This is a genomic window from Labrys sp. 22185 (genome assembly GCF_052045555.1).
Lineage (GTDB): Bacteria > Pseudomonadota > Alphaproteobacteria > Rhizobiales > Labraceae > Labrys > Labrys neptuniae.
This window is the reverse complement of the sequence record NZ_JBQEPH010000057.1, coordinates 1-17,337: the sequence shown is the minus strand read 5'-3', so window position 1 is coordinate 17,337 and position 17,337 is coordinate 1. Positions and strand designations below refer to the sequence as shown.

General features: G+C 64.1%; 13 protein-coding genes. 9 read left to right on the top strand and 4 right to left on the bottom strand.

The genetic code is table 11. From position 1 onward, the window contains the following. The 4 genes from ACTJKX_RS36210 to ACTJKX_RS36195 form a co-directional block, all read left to right on the top strand. A partial coding sequence (locus tag ACTJKX_RS36210; RefSeq protein ID WP_440728000.1) for a Re/Si-specific NAD(P)(+) transhydrogenase subunit alpha occupies positions 1–1,112 on the top strand: 1,112 nt, incomplete at its 5' end. Between the two features lie 132 nt (positions 1,113–1,244). Further along, entirely contained in the window at positions 1,245–1,745 is a 501-nt protein-coding gene (locus ACTJKX_RS36205) for a proton-translocating transhydrogenase family protein (protein WP_068299804.1), read from the top strand. 10 nt (positions 1,746–1,755) lie between these two features. Further along, complete coding sequence (locus ACTJKX_RS36200) at positions 1,756–3,159, top strand: NAD(P)(+) transhydrogenase (Re/Si-specific) subunit beta (protein WP_440728001.1); 1,404 nt, start codon at positions 1,756–1,758, stop codon at positions 3,157–3,159. Positions 3,160–3,209: 50 nt separating this feature from the next. After that, positions 3,210–3,983, top strand: coding sequence for a fumarylacetoacetate hydrolase family protein (locus ACTJKX_RS36195; protein ID WP_440728276.1), 774 nt, complete (start codon positions 3,210–3,212; stop codon positions 3,981–3,983). Positions 3,984–4,133: 150 nt separating this feature from the next. On the opposite strand, the gene sucD (ACTJKX_RS36190) is transcribed toward ACTJKX_RS36195, so the two are convergent. From sucD (ACTJKX_RS36190) to ACTJKX_RS36175, 4 genes are all read right to left on the bottom strand, one after another. Next, positions 4,134–5,024: a succinate--CoA ligase subunit alpha gene (gene sucD / locus ACTJKX_RS36190; RefSeq protein WP_440728275.1), complete on the bottom strand. Its 891-nt coding sequence runs from the start codon at positions 5,022–5,024 to the stop codon at positions 4,134–4,136. A 76-nt stretch (positions 5,025–5,100) separates the two neighbouring features. Then, the gene (locus ACTJKX_RS36185) at positions 5,101–6,264 is read right to left on the bottom strand and encodes a succinate--CoA ligase subunit beta (protein ID WP_440728274.1); all 1,164 of its coding nucleotides are present in this window, start codon (positions 6,262–6,264) and stop codon (positions 5,101–5,103) included. 234 nt (positions 6,265–6,498) lie between these two features. Beyond that, complete coding sequence (frc, locus tag ACTJKX_RS36180) at positions 6,499–7,773, bottom strand: formyl-CoA transferase (protein ID WP_068297509.1); 1,275 nt, start codon at positions 7,771–7,773, stop codon at positions 6,499–6,501. Positions 7,774–7,862: 89 nt separating this feature from the next. After that, positions 7,863–9,620 (bottom strand): thiamine pyrophosphate-binding protein, encoded by a 1,758-nt coding sequence (locus ACTJKX_RS36175; RefSeq protein WP_367627070.1) that lies wholly within the window; start codon positions 9,618–9,620, stop codon positions 7,863–7,865. Positions 9,621–10,263: 643 nt separating this feature from the next. Between ACTJKX_RS36175 and ACTJKX_RS36170 the strand changes: the two genes are divergently transcribed. From ACTJKX_RS36170 to sucD (ACTJKX_RS36150), 5 genes are all read left to right on the top strand, one after another. Continuing rightward, the gene (locus ACTJKX_RS36170; RefSeq protein ID WP_440728273.1) at positions 10,264–10,401 is read left to right on the top strand and encodes a hypothetical protein; all 138 of its coding nucleotides are present in this window, start codon (positions 10,264–10,266) and stop codon (positions 10,399–10,401) included. Positions 10,402–11,051: 650 nt separating this feature from the next. Then, positions 11,052–12,359, top strand: a complete 1,308-nt coding sequence (gene oxlT / locus ACTJKX_RS36165; protein ID WP_440728272.1) for an oxalate/formate MFS antiporter — start codon at positions 11,052–11,054, stop codon at positions 12,357–12,359. 590 nt (positions 12,360–12,949) lie between these two features. Then, positions 12,950–15,100, top strand: coding sequence for an acetate--CoA ligase family protein (locus ACTJKX_RS36160; protein WP_311945260.1), 2,151 nt, complete (start codon positions 12,950–12,952; stop codon positions 15,098–15,100). 247 nt (positions 15,101–15,347) lie between these two features. Next, a complete protein-coding gene (gene sucC / locus ACTJKX_RS36155; RefSeq protein ID WP_440728271.1) occupies positions 15,348–16,547 on the top strand; it encodes an ADP-forming succinate--CoA ligase subunit beta in 1,200 nt (399 codons plus the stop codon). Further along, on the top strand, positions 16,547–17,337 hold a 791-nt coding region (gene sucD / locus ACTJKX_RS36150; protein ID WP_440725944.1), incomplete at its 3' end, for a succinate--CoA ligase subunit alpha. The genes sucC and sucD (ACTJKX_RS36150), both read left to right, overlap by 1 nt.

Genomic DNA, 17,337 nt, shown 5'->3' with positions numbered 1-17,337 from the left:
CCGGCGAACCTCGCGTTGGCGCGACGCCCGACACGGTGAAGAAGCTGCTTGCGCTTGGCGCGACGGTTCGGGTCGCGAGCGGTGCGGGGCTGGCGTCCGGGATCACGGACGAGGACTATGCGGCGGCTGGGGCGAGCGTGGTGGCTTCCAATGCCGAGGCGCTGGCGGGCGCGGCCATCGTGCTGAAGGTGCGCCGCCCGCGGGCGGACGAGCTTTCTGCCTATCCCCATGGCGCTTTGGTGCTCGCCATCATGGATCCCTACGGCCAGCACGAGGCGCTCGCCGCTTTGGCGCAGGCGGGCGTGTCGGCCTTCGCCATGGAGCTGATGCCGCGCATCACCCGGGCGCAGGTGATGGACGTGTTGTCCTCCCAGGCCAACCTCGCCGGCTACCGGGCCGTGATCGACGCCAGTGCCGAGTTCGGCCGGGCCTTCCCGATGATGATGACGGCCGCCGGCACCGTGCCCGCCGCCAAGGTCTTCGTGATGGGGGCGGGCGTCGCCGGCCTGCAGGCCATCGCCACGGCCCGGCGCCTGGGCGCGGTGGTCACCGCCACCGACGTGCGCCCCGCCGCCAAGGAACAGGTCGCCTCGCTCGGCGCCAAATTCGTCGCCGTCGAGGATGAGGAGTTCAAGCAGGCCGAGACCGCGGCCGGCTATGCCAAGCCGATGTCGGCGGAGTACCAGACCAAGCAGGCCGCCCTGGTGGCCGAGCACATCAAGAAGCAGGACATCGTCATCACCACCGCCCTGATCCCCGGCCGGCCCGCCCCGCGCCTGGTCTCGGCCGAGATGGTGGACAGCCTCAAGCCAGGCTCCGTGCTGGTGGACCTGGCGGTGGAGCGCGGCGGCAATGTCGAGGGCGCCCGCCCCGGCGAGGTCGTGGTCACGCCGGGCGGGGTCAAGATCATCGGCCATCTCAACGTACCCGGCCGCCTGGCCGCCTCCGCCTCCTCGCTCTATGCCCGCAACCTCTTCGCCTTCGTCGAGACGCTGGTCGACAAGAAGGAAAAGACGCTGGCGCCCAATTGGGAGGACGAGTTGGTCAAGGCCACCCTCCTCACCAAGGACGGGGCGGTGGTGCATCCTTCCTTCCAGCCCCAGCCGGCCTGACGATCGGGGGCGGGTCTTCTCAGCTCCATCGGGAGATGGAGCGGGACCCGCCTGGAACGGACTGCATCTCATCAAGAGGCGGATCTGAAGACCCGCCCCCCAATCAGATCCATCCCATCGAGGGAGACCGACATGGCCGACACGCCCCAAGAGCTTCTCGACAAGGCCCAGGCCGCGGCGCAGGCTGCCGGCGAGGCCGCCAGACACGCCCAGGACTATGCCGACCAGCTCGCCGCCACGCTGGGGGGCGTCGCCCATGCCGCCACCGGCGGGGCGATCGATCCCTTCGTCTTCCGCTTCGCCATCTTCGTGCTCGCCATCTTCGTGGGCTATTACGTGGTGTGGTCGGTCACCCCGGCCCTGCACACCCCGCTGATGTCGGTGACCAACGCCATCTCCTCGGTGATCGTGGTGGGCGCCCTGCTCTCGGTCGGCGTCGCCCTGGCCGGGGACGAGAGCGGTCCCTGGTGGGCCCGCGGCTTCGGCTTCCTGGCTTTGGTGCTGGCCTCCATCAACATCTTCGGCGGCTTCCTGGTCACCGAGCGCATGCTGGCCATGTACAAGCCCAAGGACAAGACCGCCGACAAGACCAAGAAGACCGGGGCCTCTTCGGCCGCCGGCGCCGGCCAGTGAGGAAGCGTCCATGTCCGTGAATCTCACCCAGTTCCTCTATCTCGTCGCCGGCGTCCTGTTCATCCTGGCGCTGCGCGGGCTGTCCTCGCCGACCTCCTCGCGCCAGGGCAACCGCTTCGGCATGATCGGCATGGGCCTGGCCGTGCTGACCACGCTGGCGGTGGCCCCGCCCTCGGGCGTGTCGGGCTGGCTGCTGGTGGTCGCAGGCCTGGCCGTCGGCGGCGGGCTCGGCGCCGTGGTGGCCAAGCGCGTGGCGATGACGGCGATGCCGCAATTGGTGGCCGCCTTCCATTCGGGCGTCGGCCTGGCCGCGGTGTTCGTGGCCGCCGGCGCCCTCTATGCCCCCGCCGCCTTCGGCATCGCCCATGGCGGCGAGATCGAAGCGCAGTCGCTGGTGGAGATGTCGCTGGGCGTGGCCATCGGCGCCATCACCTTCACCGGCTCGGTGATCGCCTTCGCCAAGCTCAACGGCAACATGTCGGGCGCACCGATCCTGCTGCCGAGCCGCCATGTCATCAATGCGGCCCTGGCCGCGCTGCTGGTCGCCCTGATCATCGCCTTCGTGCTCTCGGCCAGCCACACCCTGTTCTGGCTGATCGTCATCGCCTCGCTGGTGCTGGGCGGGCTGATCATCATCCCGATCGGCGGGGCCGACATGCCGGTGGTGGTCTCGATGCTCAACTCCTATTCGGGCTGGGCGGCGGCCGGCATCGGCTTCACCCTGGGCAACCTTGCCTTGATCATCACCGGGGCGCTGGTGGGCTCGTCGGGCGCCATCCTGTCCTACATCATGTGCAAGGGCATGAACCGCTCCTTCATCTCGGTGATCCTGGGCGGGTTCGGCGGCGATGCGGCGGCGGCCGGCGGCGGCGGCAAGGGCCCGGAGACGCGCCCGGTCAAGCAGGGCTCGGCGGACGATGCCGCCTTCATCATGAAGAATGCCGGCAAGGTCATCATCGTGCCCGGCTACGGCATGGCGGTGGCGCAGGCCCAGCATGCCCTGCGCGAGATGGCCGACCAGCTCAAGGAAGAGGGCGTCGACGTCTCCTATGCCATCCACCCCGTCGCCGGCCGCATGCCCGGCCACATGAACGTGCTGCTGGCCGAGGCCAACGTGCCCTATGACGAGGTGTTCGAGCTCGAGGACATCAATGCCGAGTTCGCCCAGGCCGACGTCGCCTTCGTCATCGGCGCCAACGACGTCACCAATCCCGCCGCCAAGACCGACCCGGCCTCGCCCATCTTCGGCATGCCCATCCTCGATGTCGAGAAGGCCAAGACCGTCCTCTTCATCAAGCGCGGCATGGGTTCGGGCTATGCCGGCGTCGAGAACGAGCTCTTCTTCAAGGACAACACCATGATGCTCTTCGGCGATGCCAAGAAAATGGTCGAGGAAATCATCAAGGGGTTCTGAACAGCAGGCAAATAGCTCGCTCCCATCCTTTCAAGAAAGGCAAAACCGCCATGTCGCAATGGATCCGTTTCGAGGAAGACGGGCAGGCCCAGTTCGGCACGCTCGAAGGCGACGACATCCACGTCCATCGCGGCGACATGTTCGGCATCGCCGCCGCCACCGGCCGCACGCTGCCCCTGGCGCAGGCGAGGCTCCTGGCGCCGACGGTGCCGGGCAAGATCATCGCGCTCTGGAACAATTTCCACCAGCTCGCCGCCAAGCTTGATGTCGCCGTGCCGCCGGAACCGCTCTATCTGCTCAAGGCGCCCACCAGCGTCACTGCACCGGGTGCGACCGTGGCAAGGCCTTCTTCCTATGATGGCCGGGTGGTCTACGAAGGCGAGCTCGGTATCGTCATCGGCAAGCCCTGCAGCAATGCCTCCGAGGCGGAGGCCGCGGAAGCCATCTTCGGCTATACCTGCGTCAACGACATCACCGCCGGCGACATCATCACGCGAGACTCGACCTTCGCCCAATGGGTGCGCGCCAAGAGCTTCGACGGTTTCGGGCCATTCGGCCCGGTGATCGCCACCGACATCGATCCCGCCACCCTGGTGGTCAAGACGCTGCTCAATGGCGACGAGCGTCAGAACTATCCAGTTGCCGACATGATCTTCCCGCCGGCGAGACTGGTCAGCCTGATCTCGGGGGATATGACCCTGCTCCCGGGCGATTTGATCTGCTGCGGCACCTCGCTTGGCGTCGGCGCCATGAAGGAAGCTGAGAACGATGTCCGCGTCAGCATCGAGGGCATCGGCTGCCTGGAGAACCGCTTCGTGCAGTGATGGAGGCCCGGGCGCTGGCAGGATGCCTGTTCTGCGAAGGACGTGGCGGCGCGATATGCCGATCGTCAGACCAAAACGGAACTATCGTTCCTTGTCAAAAAAGTGGCCGGTCTGAAGACCGGCCACCATTCCTTCCCGAAAGATTTGCTTTCAAGCCGCTTTCGCCCTCGCAGCGAGCGCCCGGCCGATCGTGTCGCCGACCAGATGCGGGCTGGATGCCACGGTAATCCCGGCCTTCTCGAAGGCGGCGATCTTGGCGTCGGCGCGATCGCGGCCATGCATGGTCAGGGCACCGGCATGGCCCATGCGCCGCTCGGCCGGGGCATGCAGCCCGACGACCAGGCCGACGATCGGCATGGCCGGCCTGACAGAGGCGATGTAATCGGCCGTTTCCTGTTCTTCCTCGCCGCCGATCTCGCCGATCAGCACGATGCCCTCGGTCTTGGCATCGGCGAGGAACAATTCGAGGCAATCGCGCATCGACAGCCCATGCACGGAGTCACCGCCCACCCCGACGGTGGTCGACTGCCCGAGACCCGCAGCCGTAACCTGGGCGATCACCTCGCTGGTCAGCGAGGCCGAGCGCGAGATGATGCCGACGCTGCCGGGACGCTCGCTGCCGGTCGCCATCACGCCCATCTTGCACAGGCCTGGCGACAGGATGCCCTGCGAATTGGGGCCGATCAGCCGGGTCTTCGATCCGGCAAGGGCATGGCGCACCCTGATCATGTCGAGCACCGGCACCCGCTCGGTAATGGCGACGACCAGCGCGATCTCGGCCTCGACCGCTTCGATGATGGCGGCACTCGCCTGGGCCGGCGGCACGAAGACCATGCTGGCATTGGCGCCGGTCTCCCTCGCAGCTTCGGCGACGCTCTCGAACACCGGCGCCCCGAGATGGAACCGCCCACCCTTGCCGGGCGTGACGCCCGCCACGACCTTGGTGCCATATTCGATCATGGCGGCGGTGTGATGGGTTCCCGCCCAACCGGTCATGCCCTGGCAGACGACGCGGGTTTCATTGTCGATGAGGATAGCCATTCCGCCCTCCTTGTGCGCCGATAGCGCGGTCGCTCTGTTTTGGATTCGTTGGTCTAAAACTGCAGCAAAATCGCCGTCAGCGTGCGGCGGCAACGGCCTTCGCGGCGGCCGTCCACATGTCCGGGCATTCGATGATGCGGCAGCCGAAATTGGCGAAACGCGAGCGGGCATAGTCGGCATTGTTGCCGGCGAGCCTTGTCACCACCGGCAGGGTGCGTCCGGCCCGGCGCATGGCGATGCCGAGCCCCTCGGCCACCGTGTCGCAGGACTGCATGCCGCCGCCATGCACGTTGATGAGCAGTGCGCGGACCTGGGGATTGTCGAGCAGCAGGCCGAAGCCATGGGCAATGTCGAGGCTGGTCGCCGTGGTGCGGATATCCATGAAATTGGCCGGGGCGCCACCGGCCGCGTGGACGAGGTCCACCGTGGCGAGACCGAGCCCAGCGCCATTGGCGGCGATGCCGACGCTGCCATCCATGCGGACATAATTGAGCTGGCGCTGGCGGGCCTTGACCTCGTATTCGTCCCCGTCTTCCTCGCGCAGCTCCGCCAGAGAAGCCTGGCGGAACAGGGCGTGGTCGTCGATGATCATCTTGACGTCGAGCGCCAGCAGCCTGTCGTCGGCGGTCAGAACCAGCGGGTTGATCTCGATCAGGCTGGCATCGAGTTCCAGGAAAGCGCGGCGCAAGCCATCGGCAAGAGCCCTGAAGGCTTCCGCCGGCTGCCCGGTCAGGCCGAGGCGCGCCGCCAGGGCCTGCAGGTCCTCGCGTCTCGCTTGGCTGCCGTCCCCCAGGGAGAGGCGCTCGAGACCACCTTCTCCGGCAAGGACGCGGTCCTCGATATCATCGCCGCCGGCCCCACTGGCAGCCAGGACCAGGGTGCCGCTGGCGGCATGCACGCTGAGCGACAGATAGAAGCTGCTTATGTGATCGACGGCCGCCTCCACCAGCACGCGTTCGACCACGCGGCCATGCGCACCGCTTTGCTCGGTGACGAGGCGCCGGCCCAGCAGCGCCCGGGCTGCCTCCTCGGCTGCATCGGGGGAGGAAACGATAGGGACGCCCCCGGCCCGCCCGCGCCCGCCGGCGTGGATTTGCGCCTTCACGGCGAAGCGAGAGCCACCGAGGCGACGCGCCACCTGCCCCGCTTCGTCGGCGGTGATGGCGACGGCGCCCTGCGGCGCCTCGACACCATAGGGTGCCAGGATCTGCTTGGACTGGAACTCGTGCAGTTTCATCATTCCCTCCCGCACCTGAATATCGCTCTTATTTGGCATAACGTATGCCAGATTTCAGAAGCTGTCAAAGAGGAAGCCTAGGAGCGCGGACATCTTGTCCGCTCTTGGAAACGCTGGGCCTAACGGATGGCAAAAGCGGACATCGCGACATACGGGCATGTCGCGATGTCCGCGCTCCATATAAAAAGGGGCGGGCACCACGACGGCACCCGCCCCCATCACCTCAATGATGAAACCTCACTCGGCCGCCATCGCCACGGGAGCGCCAAGGGCGCCGCTTCCCGCAATCTCATCGATCCGGCCCTGGTCGAAGCCGAGGACGTCGCGCAGCACTTCCTGCGTGTGCTCGCCCAGAAGCGGCGAGCGCTCGACCACGGTGGGGCTGTCGGAAAGCTTGATCGGATTGCCGACCGACAGATAAGGCCCGCGTTCGGGATGATCGACCTCGACGACGGTTCCCGTCACCCTGAGCGAAGGCTCGTTGGCGATCTCGCGCATCGACAGGATCGGCCCGCAGGGGATGTCGTATTTGTTGAGGATGTCCATCGCCTCGAACTTGTCCTTGGTCTCCGTCCATTTCTCGATGGTGTCGAAGATGGAGCGAAGCCGCGGCAGGCGCGCTTCAGGCGTGGCATAGTCGGGGTCGGTGATCCACTCTTCCTTGCCGATCACCTTGCAGATCGCGCCCCAGACCGGCGCCTGGGTGATGAAGTAGATATAGGCGTTGGGATCGCTCTCCCAGCCCTTGCATTTGAGGATCCAGCCGGGCTGCCCCCCGCCCGAGGCATTGCCGGCACGCGGCACGGCATCGCCGAATTTGCCGTTAGGGTATTGCGGATACTCCTTCATGGGCCCGCGCTCGATGCGCTGCTGGTCGCGCAGCTTCACCCGGCACAGATTGAGCACGCCATCCTGCATGGCGGCGTCCACGCGCTGGCCGCGCCCCGAATGGGTGCGCTGGTAGAGAGCGGTGACGATGCCGAGCGCCAAATGAAGGCCGGTACCGGAGTCGCCGATCTGCGCGCCGGTCACCAGCGGCGGGCCGTCGTCGAAGCCGGTGGTCGAGGCGGCGCCGCCGGCGCATTGGGCAACGTTCTCGTAGACCTTGCAGTCCTGATAGGGACCGGGGCCGAAGCCCTTGATCGAGGCTACGATCATGCGCGGATTGAGTTCCTGGATGCGGGCCCAGGAAAAGCCCATGCGATCGAGCACGCCGGGAGCGAAATTCTCCACCAGCACGTCGCAGCTCCTGACGAGCTCCTCGAGCACCGCCTTGCCGGCCTTGTTCTTTGTGTCGAGCGTGATCGAGCGCTTGTTATGGTTGAGCATGGTGAAATAGAGGCTGTCGACATTGGGGATGTCGCGCAGCTGGGTCCGGGTGATGTCGCCGACGCCCGGCTTTTCCACCTTGATCACGTCGGCACCGAACCAGGCCAGCAACTGCGTGCAGGTCGGACCGGATTGAACATGCGTGAAGTCGAGGATGCGCACGCCTTCGAGTGCCTGTCCCATCGTTCCCTCCTCGGAAATGTCATCTGTTATGGCGAGGGGCCGGGATGGCCGGCTGGCGCGTTTCCCACGCGGCCGGCCATCCCGCCATCTCACTTGTACATGGTCTGGTTCTTGGTGCCGGGCGCGTACTCGTCCGGATCGACCCAGATATTCACCAGGGCCGAGCGCCCCGTCCTAGCCATGGCCTCGCGGGCCCGCCGCAGGGCCGGCTGGATCTCGTTGGGATCGCGGACTTCCTCGCCGTGATTGCCGAGCATCTGGGCAAATTTCGAGAAGGCCACGTCGCCGAGCTTGTTGCCGACATTGCCGCGCTCCTCGCCATATTTGGCGACCTGGCCGTAGCGGATCTGGTTCATCGAGGAATTGTTGCCAATGACGGCGAGATAGGGCGCCCCGAAGCGATCGGCGGTTTCCATGTCGAAACCGGTCATGCCGAAGGAACCGTCGCCGTAATAGCACAGCACTTCCTTGTTGGGATTGGCGAGCTTGGCCGCCAGGGCAAAACCGGTGCCGACACCGAGCGAACCGAGCGCGCCCGGATCCATCCACTGGCCCGGCCCGCGCGGACGCACGGCCTGGGCCGAGATCGTCACCACGTCGCCGCCATCGCCGATATAGATGGTGTCCTCGCCGAGGAACTCGTTGAGTTCATAGGCGACGCGATAGGGATGGATCGGCGTCTGGTTGGACAGGAACAGCGGCATCAGCTTTTCGGTCGCGGCCACTTCGGCGTCCTGGAGCATCTTCATCCATTGCTGGCGCAGCTGGCGCTTGCCCTTGTCCATGCGGCCGGAGGCCGCCTGCAGCACGGCGCCGAGGATCGCACCGGGATCGCCGACCAAGCCGAGATCGATGTCGCGGTTCTTGCCGACGGTGCGGTAATCCATGTCGATCTGGATCAGCTTGAGGTCCTTGCTGATGCGTTTGCCATAGCCCATGCGGAAGTCGAAGGGCGTGCCGACGATGACGAGCACATCGGCCTTGGCGAAGGCGAGCGAGCGGGTGCGATCGAAATGATGGGGGTCGCCGGGAGGCAGCAGGCCGCGGCTGGCGCCGTTGAAATAGCCGGGAATGTCGAGCCCACGCAGCAATGCAATGGCCTCTTCCTGCCCACGGCCGGTCCAGACCTGTTGGCCATAGAGGATGGCGGGGCGCTCGGCGGCGACCAGGATATCGGCAAGCTTCTCGATGTCGGCGGGATCGCCGATCGACTTGGTCGAAGCGCGATATTTGCCGGATTCCGGCAGCACCGCACGGTCGAGGGTGACTTCCCGGTCGAGCACGTCGCGCGGGATCTCGAGATAGGACGGGCCATAGGCGCCGGCGAAGCATTCGCGCGCCGCCATCGAGATCATGTCGGCCACACGTTCGGTGGAGGAGACCGTCGCCGCGAACTTGGTGATCGGCTTCATCATGTCGACATGCGGCAGATCCTGCAGCGACCCCATCTTGTGCTGGGTCAGCGCGCCCTGCCCGCCGATATGCAGGACCGGGCTTTCCGAGCGGAAGGCAGTGGCGATGCCGGTCATCGCATTGGTGCAGCCGGGGCCGGCAGTGGTGACCACGCAACCGAGCTTGCCGGTCTGGCGCGCATAGCCGTCGGCGGCATGGGCGGCGACCTGCTCGTGACGGACGTCGACGATGCGGATGCCTTCGTCGAGACAGCCATCATAGATGTCGATGATATGCCCCCCGCACAGGGTGAAGATCGTGTCGACACCCTCAGCCTTGAGCGCCTTGGCGACGAGATGTCCGCCGGAGACGACGCTGCCGTCGCGCGCCTTCTGCTTGAGCGTGTCCTCGGCCGTCGTCGTCACGGGCTTTTGCAATGCTGTAACCGTTGCCATTGGGGCAATTCCTCCCGTTGTTCTTCGCAACGATATGCCGCTGAGGGTCATCGGCTTTGATGGGACCGCCTCCGATGTAGAGGGGGCGATCAACTATGCCGAAATCGCCTTCTACTTGGCGGGATGACGCCGTGGCATGCCGTACAGCTGGTACATTGGCATGCCAGATACCAGAGTGTCAATCCGCATTTTTCGCCTCCGACGGGGTCGGAACCTGCCTCTTTCTTCACCGGAAATGGAGATTAATTCTCTTTAATTTCAAATACTTGCTATTCATTTCAACGGGGAAAGCGAGTAAAATTGCGGTTGCAGGAAACCAGACTTTGCCGGTTCGAAGGACGGTCTGCGTCGACGAATTCGCGAGTTTGTGACGTCCGTAGTTTCATGCCGCGATGCAGTAAATTCTGCGAAGGATACCTTGCATTTTCGTGTTTAGTATAGAGGTACCCCTAAACTGGATTTAGCCCACACACCCCGCCAGACGGAGGAACAAGCTGGTTGCAGATGAGTTGAGGCTGTTTACTTCGCAATGCAAAGAGCGCATGACTGCATTGCAACATTGCCTCTACCCTTCTGGGATCTGGTATGCCAGATTCACGGCAACATAGGATCTTTCCTCGAACACCCAATGTGGAGAACGACCATGACCACTTCCGCTCTGTCCCGTAGCCCTGCTGTCCGCCCGCTGTCGAACCGTCTCTGGGCGGCTTTCTCGGGCTTCCTGATGAAGATGGCCCAGGCCGATATCCGCGCCGGTTCCCGCGAACCCTTCGGCCTCTGAAGGCCTGGATCGCCGCCGCAACTACATCCGAGATCCGGGGCGGCAGCCTGGGAATGGCTTCGGCCGGATCGATTCGACTGGGGCGATTGCCAGGCCGGCTCCGGTGATTCTGGCTGCCCTTTTATTGCGGCGAGCCGAGCCACTCCGGGCGAGCCACAGCCTGTCAGGCCGGTGTAGCACTCGCCACCGCTCAAAGCAGGCAAGGGGGCGTAGGGGCGCATTTGGGAGACTAGGTCCGGTCACAGGGCTTGCCCCGCTAGGCGTGGCAGCTGGTAGCCGTCGGGGAGACGGATTCCGCTCTGGCATGCCAGAATATTATGTCTGATAAGCGACTATTTCTAGTATAGATACGACATTAAGCAGAGTTACGGCTGCTTCTATGCAACTTTTTTTGATCTATTCGCAACTGTGCCGGCAACCAAGGCGCACCGAGCGAAGATCTCAATTCTTTCCGTAACTTGCTACCGATTGCCCTTTCTCTCGATTCGCTCCCAAGCCCCCTGGAAGAGGCCTCTTCCGGGGCAATTTGGCGTGCTTTGCCGAAAAACGGCGCTTGCCAACTGGCATGCAAGATACCAATATGGCGGCACAACCTGCTTAATGGAGCCTGGGCTCCGTCCAACCTCCAACAAAAACCAAGGGGGACTGCAATGGTAGGGTCGCAAGGAGAGGAAAACCTGCCGAAGGTATCGGATGCCTTCCGCTGGACACAGCTTGCAATCGGCGTCGTCTGTATGGTGATGATCGCCAATCTCCAATATGGCTGGACATTCTTCGTTCCCGATATCCAGAAGACGTTCGGCTGGGACCGGGCAGCCATTCAATGGGCTTTCACTCTGTTCGTCCTGTTCGAGACCTGGCTCGTGCCGGTCGAAGGGTGGTTCGTCGATAAATACGGGCCAAAACTGGTGGTAGTCTTCGGTGGTGCGCTCTGCGCTGTCGGTTGGGTGATCAATTCCTACGCCACCTCGCTCACTCTATTCTATCTGGGACAGATCATTGCCGGCATCGGCGCCGGCGCCGTCTACGGCACCTGCGTGGGCAACGCGCTGAAATGGTTCCCGGACAAACGCGGCCTTGCGGCCGGCATCACAGCGGCCGGCTTCGGTGCCGGCTCGGCCCTGACGGTTGCGCCCATCCAGGCCATGATCGCCAATGACGGGTTCCAGGCTGCCTTCTTTTGGTTCGGTCTCGGCCAGGGCATCATCGTCATCATCTTCGCGCTGTTCATGCACACGCCCCGCAGCGGCCAGGTGCCGGCTCCCGTGCTGAACAAGAACATCGTGCAGACCCGCCGCAACTTCGCGCCGACCGAAGTGCTGCGCCAGCCGATCTTCTGGCTGATGTACTTCATGTTCGTGATCGTCGGCGCCGGCGGCCTGATGGTAACCGCCAACCTCAAGCCGATCGGCGCCGATCTCAAGCTCGACGGCGTCCCGGTCTCTCTGTTTGGCCTGACCATGACGGCCGTGACGTTCGCCGCCACCCTCGACCGTATCCTCAACGGCCTCACCCGCCCCTTCTTCGGCTGGGTGTCGGACAAGATCGGCCGCGAGAACACCATGTTCATCGCCTTCGCGATGGAAGGTGTCGGCATCTACATGCTGCATCTGTTCGGCCATGATCCGGTCTGGTTCGTGCTGCTCTCGGGCTTCGTATTCTTCGCTTGGGGTGAAATCTATTCCCTCTTCCCCTCGACCTGCACGGACACGTTCGGCTCCAAATATGCCGCGACCAATGCCGGCCTCCTCTACACGGCCAAGGGAACGGCGGCCCTGCTCGTCCCCTTCGCCAACGTACTGCAGCAGCAGACCGGAACCTGGGACGTGGTGTTCATCATCGCGGCGGGCGCCAATATCCTGGCAGCCATCCTCGCCATCGGCGTCCTCAAACCCTGGCGTGCGGGCGTGGTGCGCAAGCACGAGTTACAGCAGCCGGCCAACACGGCCGCGGCATAGCTCTCGCGTGGCGAGCATCAGCCCGTCACGTCACATCGCAAACGCCGGTGGCCTGACAGGCACCGGCCAGGAAGATCACCATAGGATCCCGCGGCGATATCTCATTCAGTATCGCCGCATCCTATGCCAGGTCCCGGCAGTGCAGACATAGCCGGGGCCAGAAACCGCCTAATCCATTGAATAAGAACAATATCTTCTAGAGCAAAACGCGTTCAAGTGTGAACGCTTATTTCCTCTAACTCTTTGTTTGGATGCGTCTTTGCGATTCCTAGCAACTCCATGAAATCGCAAAGCGCTATAGGATACAGCCAAAGCTCGAGCCTTTGGCTCCACGCGACACGCGAAAATAAACCAAAATCTGGTTCTTTACAGCTAAAGCGTTTTGCGGTCAGGCGAAATCGCCGGGAAACGCAAAGCCACATCGACACAGAAATAGAAAAGAGGCGCGGTTTTCGCTTCGACGCGTTCTACCCCGGTCGATAGCGAAAGTCGCGCTTGACAAATTCAAATCTGGCATACCAGATACCAGAAGTTAGGTTCCCGCCGACAGGACGAAGCTTCGATCCGGCAACGACCAGGGAGAAAACACCATGAACATCCAGGCAAGACCCGCGCAATCCATCCAGGCCGATGTCCGGGCCATTCTCGATGCCGTCAAGGCATCGGGCCGCACCAGCCTCACCGCCCCCGAGGGCAAGCTCGTCTGCGACGCCTATGGCATTCCCGTGCCGAAGGAGGGGCTGGCACGCTCCAGCGCCGAGGCTGCCAAGCTTGCCGGCGACATGGGCTTTCCGGTGGTGATGAAGATCGTCTCCCCCGACATCCTGCACAAGACCGAAGCCGGCGGCGTGATCGTCGGCGTGGCTTCCGCCGCCGAGGCCGAAGCCGCCCACGACAAGATCCTCGCCAATGCCAAGGCCTACAAGGCCGATGCCCGCATCGAAGGCATCCAGGTCCAGCAAATGCTGAAAGGTGGGCAGGAAGTCATCATCGGCGCCGTGACCGACGACAGCTTCGGCAAGCTCGTCGCCTTCGGCCTCGGCGGCGTGCTGGTCGAAGTCTTGAAGGACATCACCTTCCGCCTGGCGCCGATCAACCGCGACGAGGCCCTCTCCATGCTCGACGGCATCCAGGCCGCCGAGATGCTCAAGGGCGTGCGCGGCGGTGACCCGGTCAACCGCGATGCCCTCGCCGACACGCTGGCAAGGGTCTCCCAGCTCGTCACCGATTTCCCGGAGATCACCGAACTCGATCTCAACCCCGTCTTCGCCACCAAGGACGGCGCCACCGCCGCGGACGTGCGCATCGTGGTGGACTTCGAGGCCAAGCCGGCCCGTTTCAGGCCCTCGCAGGATGCCATCGTCACCGCGATGAACCGCATCATGCGTCCGGAAGCCGTTGCCGTGATCGGCGCCTCCTCCGAGGATGGCAAGATCGGCAATTCGGTGATGAAGAACCTGATCAATGGCGGCTACAAGGGTCAGATCTACCCGATCCACCCCAAGGCCGACGAGATCCTCGGCTACAAGGCCTATAAGAGCGTCAAGGATGTGCCCGGCGCCATCGATACGGCCGTCTTCGCCATTCCCGCCAAATTCGTGGCCGGCGCCCTGGTCGAATGCGGCGAGAAGGGCATTCCGGGTGCCGTGCTCATTCCCTCGGGCTTTGCCGAAACCGGCAATGAGGAAGGCCAGCGCGAGATCCAGGAGATCGGGCGCAAATACAATATCCGCCTGATGGGGCCGAATATCTACGGCTTCTACTACACCCCGTCCAATCTCTGCGCGACCTTCTGCACCGCCTATGACGTCAAGGGCTCGGCCGCCCTGTCCTCCCAGTCGGGCGGCATCGGCATGGCCATCATCGGCTTCTCGCGCTCGGCCAAGATGGGCGTCTCGGCGATTGTCGGCCTCGGCAACAAGTCCGATATCGACGAGGACGACCTGCTCACTTTCTTCGAGCAGGACGACAACACCAAGATCATCGCCCAGCATTGCGAGGACCTCAAGGACGGCCGCGCCTTCGCCGAAGTCGCCAAACGCGTCTCCAAGAAGAAGCCGGTGATCGTGCTGAAGGCCGGCCGCACCTCGGCAGGCGCCAAGGCGGCAAGCTCGCATACCGGCGCGCTCGCCGGCAATGACCGCATCTATGAAGACGTTTTCAAGCAGGTCGGCGTCATCCGTGCCCGTTCGTTGCGGCAATTGCTGGAATTCGCCCGCGGCGTGCCGATCATGCCGACGCCCAAGGGCGAGAACGTGGTGATCATCACAGGGGCCGGCGGCTCGGGCGTCTTGTTGTCGGATGCCTGCGTCGACAACGGCCTGTCGCTGATGTCGATGCCGGATGATCTCGATGCGGCCTTCCGCAAGTTCATCCCGCCCTTCGGCGCGGCCGGCAATCCGGTCGACATCACAGGCGGCGAACCGCCCTCGACCTACAAGAATACCATCAAGCTGGGGCTGGAGGACGACCGCATCCACTCGATCATCCTGGGCTATTGGCACACCATCATCACGCCGCCGATGACCTTCGCCAAGCTGGTGATCGAGGCCAAGGAAGAGATGAAGGCGAGAGGCATCGAAAAGCCGATCGTCGCTTCCCTGGCCGGCGACGTGCAGGTCGAGGAAGCCTCAGAATATCTCTACGCCCATGGTGTACCGGCCTATGCCTATTCCACCGAACTGCCGGTGGAAGTGCTCGGCGCCAAATATAAATGGGCCCGTGGCGCCGGCCTGCTCTGAGGCGAACGCCTTCTGAGCCTTAACAAGAAAGGGCGCGACCAGCCTTCTCCCCTTGCGGGAGAAGGTGCCCCGAAGGGGCGGATGAGGGGAGAAGCTCCTCTTTCCAAGTCGCCGCTAACACCCCTCATCCGTCATTGCTGCGCAATGCCACCTTCTCCCGCAAGGGGAGAAGGCTGGTCGCGTCTCGTTTTGTTCGCGGACACTATCGCATCAGAGCAAATACGCCCCTCCTTAAGGTCCAAGAAGAATGAACATCCATGAATATCAGGCCAAGGCCGTGCTGCAGAGTTTCGGCCTACCGATCTCTCCCGGCGCCGCGGCACGAACCGTCGAGGAAGCGGTGAAGGGGGCCAAGGAGCTCCCCGGTCCGCTTTACGTGGTGAAGTCGCAGATCCATGCGGGCGGGCGCGGCAAGGGCAAGTTCAAGGAACTGCCTGCCGACGCCAAGGGCGGGGTGCGGCTTGCCAAGTCGATCGAGGACGTGCGCGCCCATGCGCAGGAGATGCTGGGCAACACGCTGGTGACGGTGCAGACCGGGCCGGCCGGCAAGCAGGTCAACCGCCTCTATGTCGAGGACGGCTCCGACATCGAAAAGGAGTTCTACCTCTCGGTGCTGGTCGACCGCGAGACCAGCCGGGTCGCCTTCGTGGTCTCCACCGAGGGCGGCATGGACATCGAGAAAGTGGCCCATGAGACGCCGGAGAAGATCGTGACCTTCTCGGTCGATCCGGCCACCGGGGTGATGAACCATCACGGCCTGGCGGTGGCCAAGGCGCTCGGGCTCTCGGGCGACCTGGCCAAGCAGGCGGTGAGCCTGACCACCAGGCTCTACACCGCCTTCGTGGCCAAGGACATGGCGCTCCTTGAGATCAATCCCCTGATCGTCACCAAGGACGGCCAGCTCAAATGCCTGGATGCCAAGATGGGCTTTGATTCCAACGCCCTCTACCGCCATCCCGACATCGTGGCGCTGCGCGACGAGAGCGAGGAAGATCCCAAGGAGATCGAGGCCTCGCGCTACGATCTCAACTACATCGCGCTCGACGGCTCGATCGGCTGCATGGTGAACGGGGCGGGCCTGGCCATGGCCACGCTCGACATCATCAAGCTCTATGGCGAGGAGCCGGCCAACTTCCTGGATGTCGGCGGCGGGGCCAGCAAGGAGAAGGTGACGGCGGCCTTCAAGATCATCACGGCCGATCCGCAGGTGAAGGGCATCCTGGTCAACATCTTCGGGGGCATCATGCGCTGCGACGTGATCGCCGAGGGCGTGATCGCTGCGGTGCAGGAAGTGGGGCTGACCATCCCGCTGGTGGTGCGCCTGGAGGGCACCAATGTCGAACTCGGCAAGCAGATCATCCGCGATTCCGGCCTGAACGTGATCGCGGCCGACGACCTCGACGATGCCGCCCAGAAGATTGTCAAAGCCGTGCGGGAAGCCAAGTAATGTCGATCCTGATCAACAAGCAAACGCGCGTCATCTGCCAGGGCTTCACCGGCAAGAACGGCACCTTCCATTCCGAGCAGGCGCTCAAATACGGCACGCAGCTGGTGGGGGGCACCTCGCCGGGCAAGGGCGGCTCGCAGCATCTGGGCCTGCCGGTATTCGACACCGTGGCCGAGGCACGCCATGTCACCAAGGCCGATGCCAGCGTGATCTACGTGCCGCCGCCGGGGGCGGCGGATGCGATCTGCGAGGCGATCGACGCGGAAATCCCGCTGATCGTGTGCATTACCGAGGGCATTCCGGTCACCGACATGATCAAGGTGAAGCGGGCGCTGTCGGGCTCGAAGTCGCGCCTGATCGGGCCGAACTGCCCGGGGGTGATGACGGCGGACGAATGCAAGATCGGCATCATGCCGGGCAACATCTTCAAGAAGGGCTCGGTGGGCATCGTGTCGCGCTCGGGCACGCTGACCTATGAGGCGGTGTTCCAGACCACCCATGAGGGGCTGGGGCAGACCACGGCGGTGGGCATTGGCGGCGACCCGGTCAAGGGTACCGAGTTCATCGACGTCTTGGAGATGTTCCTGGCCGATCCCGACACCCATTCGATCGTGATGATCGGGGAGATCGGCGGCTCGGCCGAGGAGGATGCGGCGCAGTTCCTGGCCGACGAAGCCAGGCGCGGGCGGGCCAAGCCGACGGTGGGCTTCGTGGCCGGGCGCACCGCTCCCCCCGGACGGCGCATGGGCCATGCCGGCGCCATCATCTCCGGCGGCAAGGGCGATGCCGG

Coding starts and splice junctions, on each gene's coding strand:
- ACTJKX_RS36205 (WP_068299804.1), top strand. CDS start 1,245: ATGGCCGACACGCCCCAAGAGCTTCTCGACAAGGCCCAGGCCGCGGCG.
- ACTJKX_RS36200 (WP_440728001.1), top strand. CDS start 1,756: ATGTCCGTGAATCTCACCCAGTTCCTCTATCTCGTCGCCGGCGTCCTG.
- ACTJKX_RS36195 (WP_440728276.1), top strand. CDS start 3,210: ATGTCGCAATGGATCCGTTTCGAGGAAGACGGGCAGGCCCAGTTCGGC.
- sucD (WP_440728275.1), bottom strand. CDS start 5,024: ATGGCTATCCTCATCGACAATGAAACCCGCGTCGTCTGCCAGGGCATG.
- ACTJKX_RS36185 (WP_440728274.1), bottom strand. CDS start 6,264: ATGATGAAACTGCACGAGTTCCAGTCCAAGCAGATCCTGGCACCCTAT.
- frc (WP_068297509.1), bottom strand. CDS start 7,773: ATGGGACAGGCACTCGAAGGCGTGCGCATCCTCGACTTCACGCATGTT.
- ACTJKX_RS36175 (WP_367627070.1), bottom strand. CDS start 9,620: ATGGCAACGGTTACAGCATTGCAAAAGCCCGTGACGACGACGGCCGAG.
- ACTJKX_RS36170 (WP_440728273.1), top strand. CDS start 10,264: ATGACCACTTCCGCTCTGTCCCGTAGCCCTGCTGTCCGCCCGCTGTCG.
- oxlT (WP_440728272.1), top strand. CDS start 11,052: ATGGTAGGGTCGCAAGGAGAGGAAAACCTGCCGAAGGTATCGGATGCC.
- ACTJKX_RS36160 (WP_311945260.1), top strand. CDS start 12,950: ATGAACATCCAGGCAAGACCCGCGCAATCCATCCAGGCCGATGTCCGG.
- sucC (WP_440728271.1), top strand. CDS start 15,348: ATGAACATCCATGAATATCAGGCCAAGGCCGTGCTGCAGAGTTTCGGC.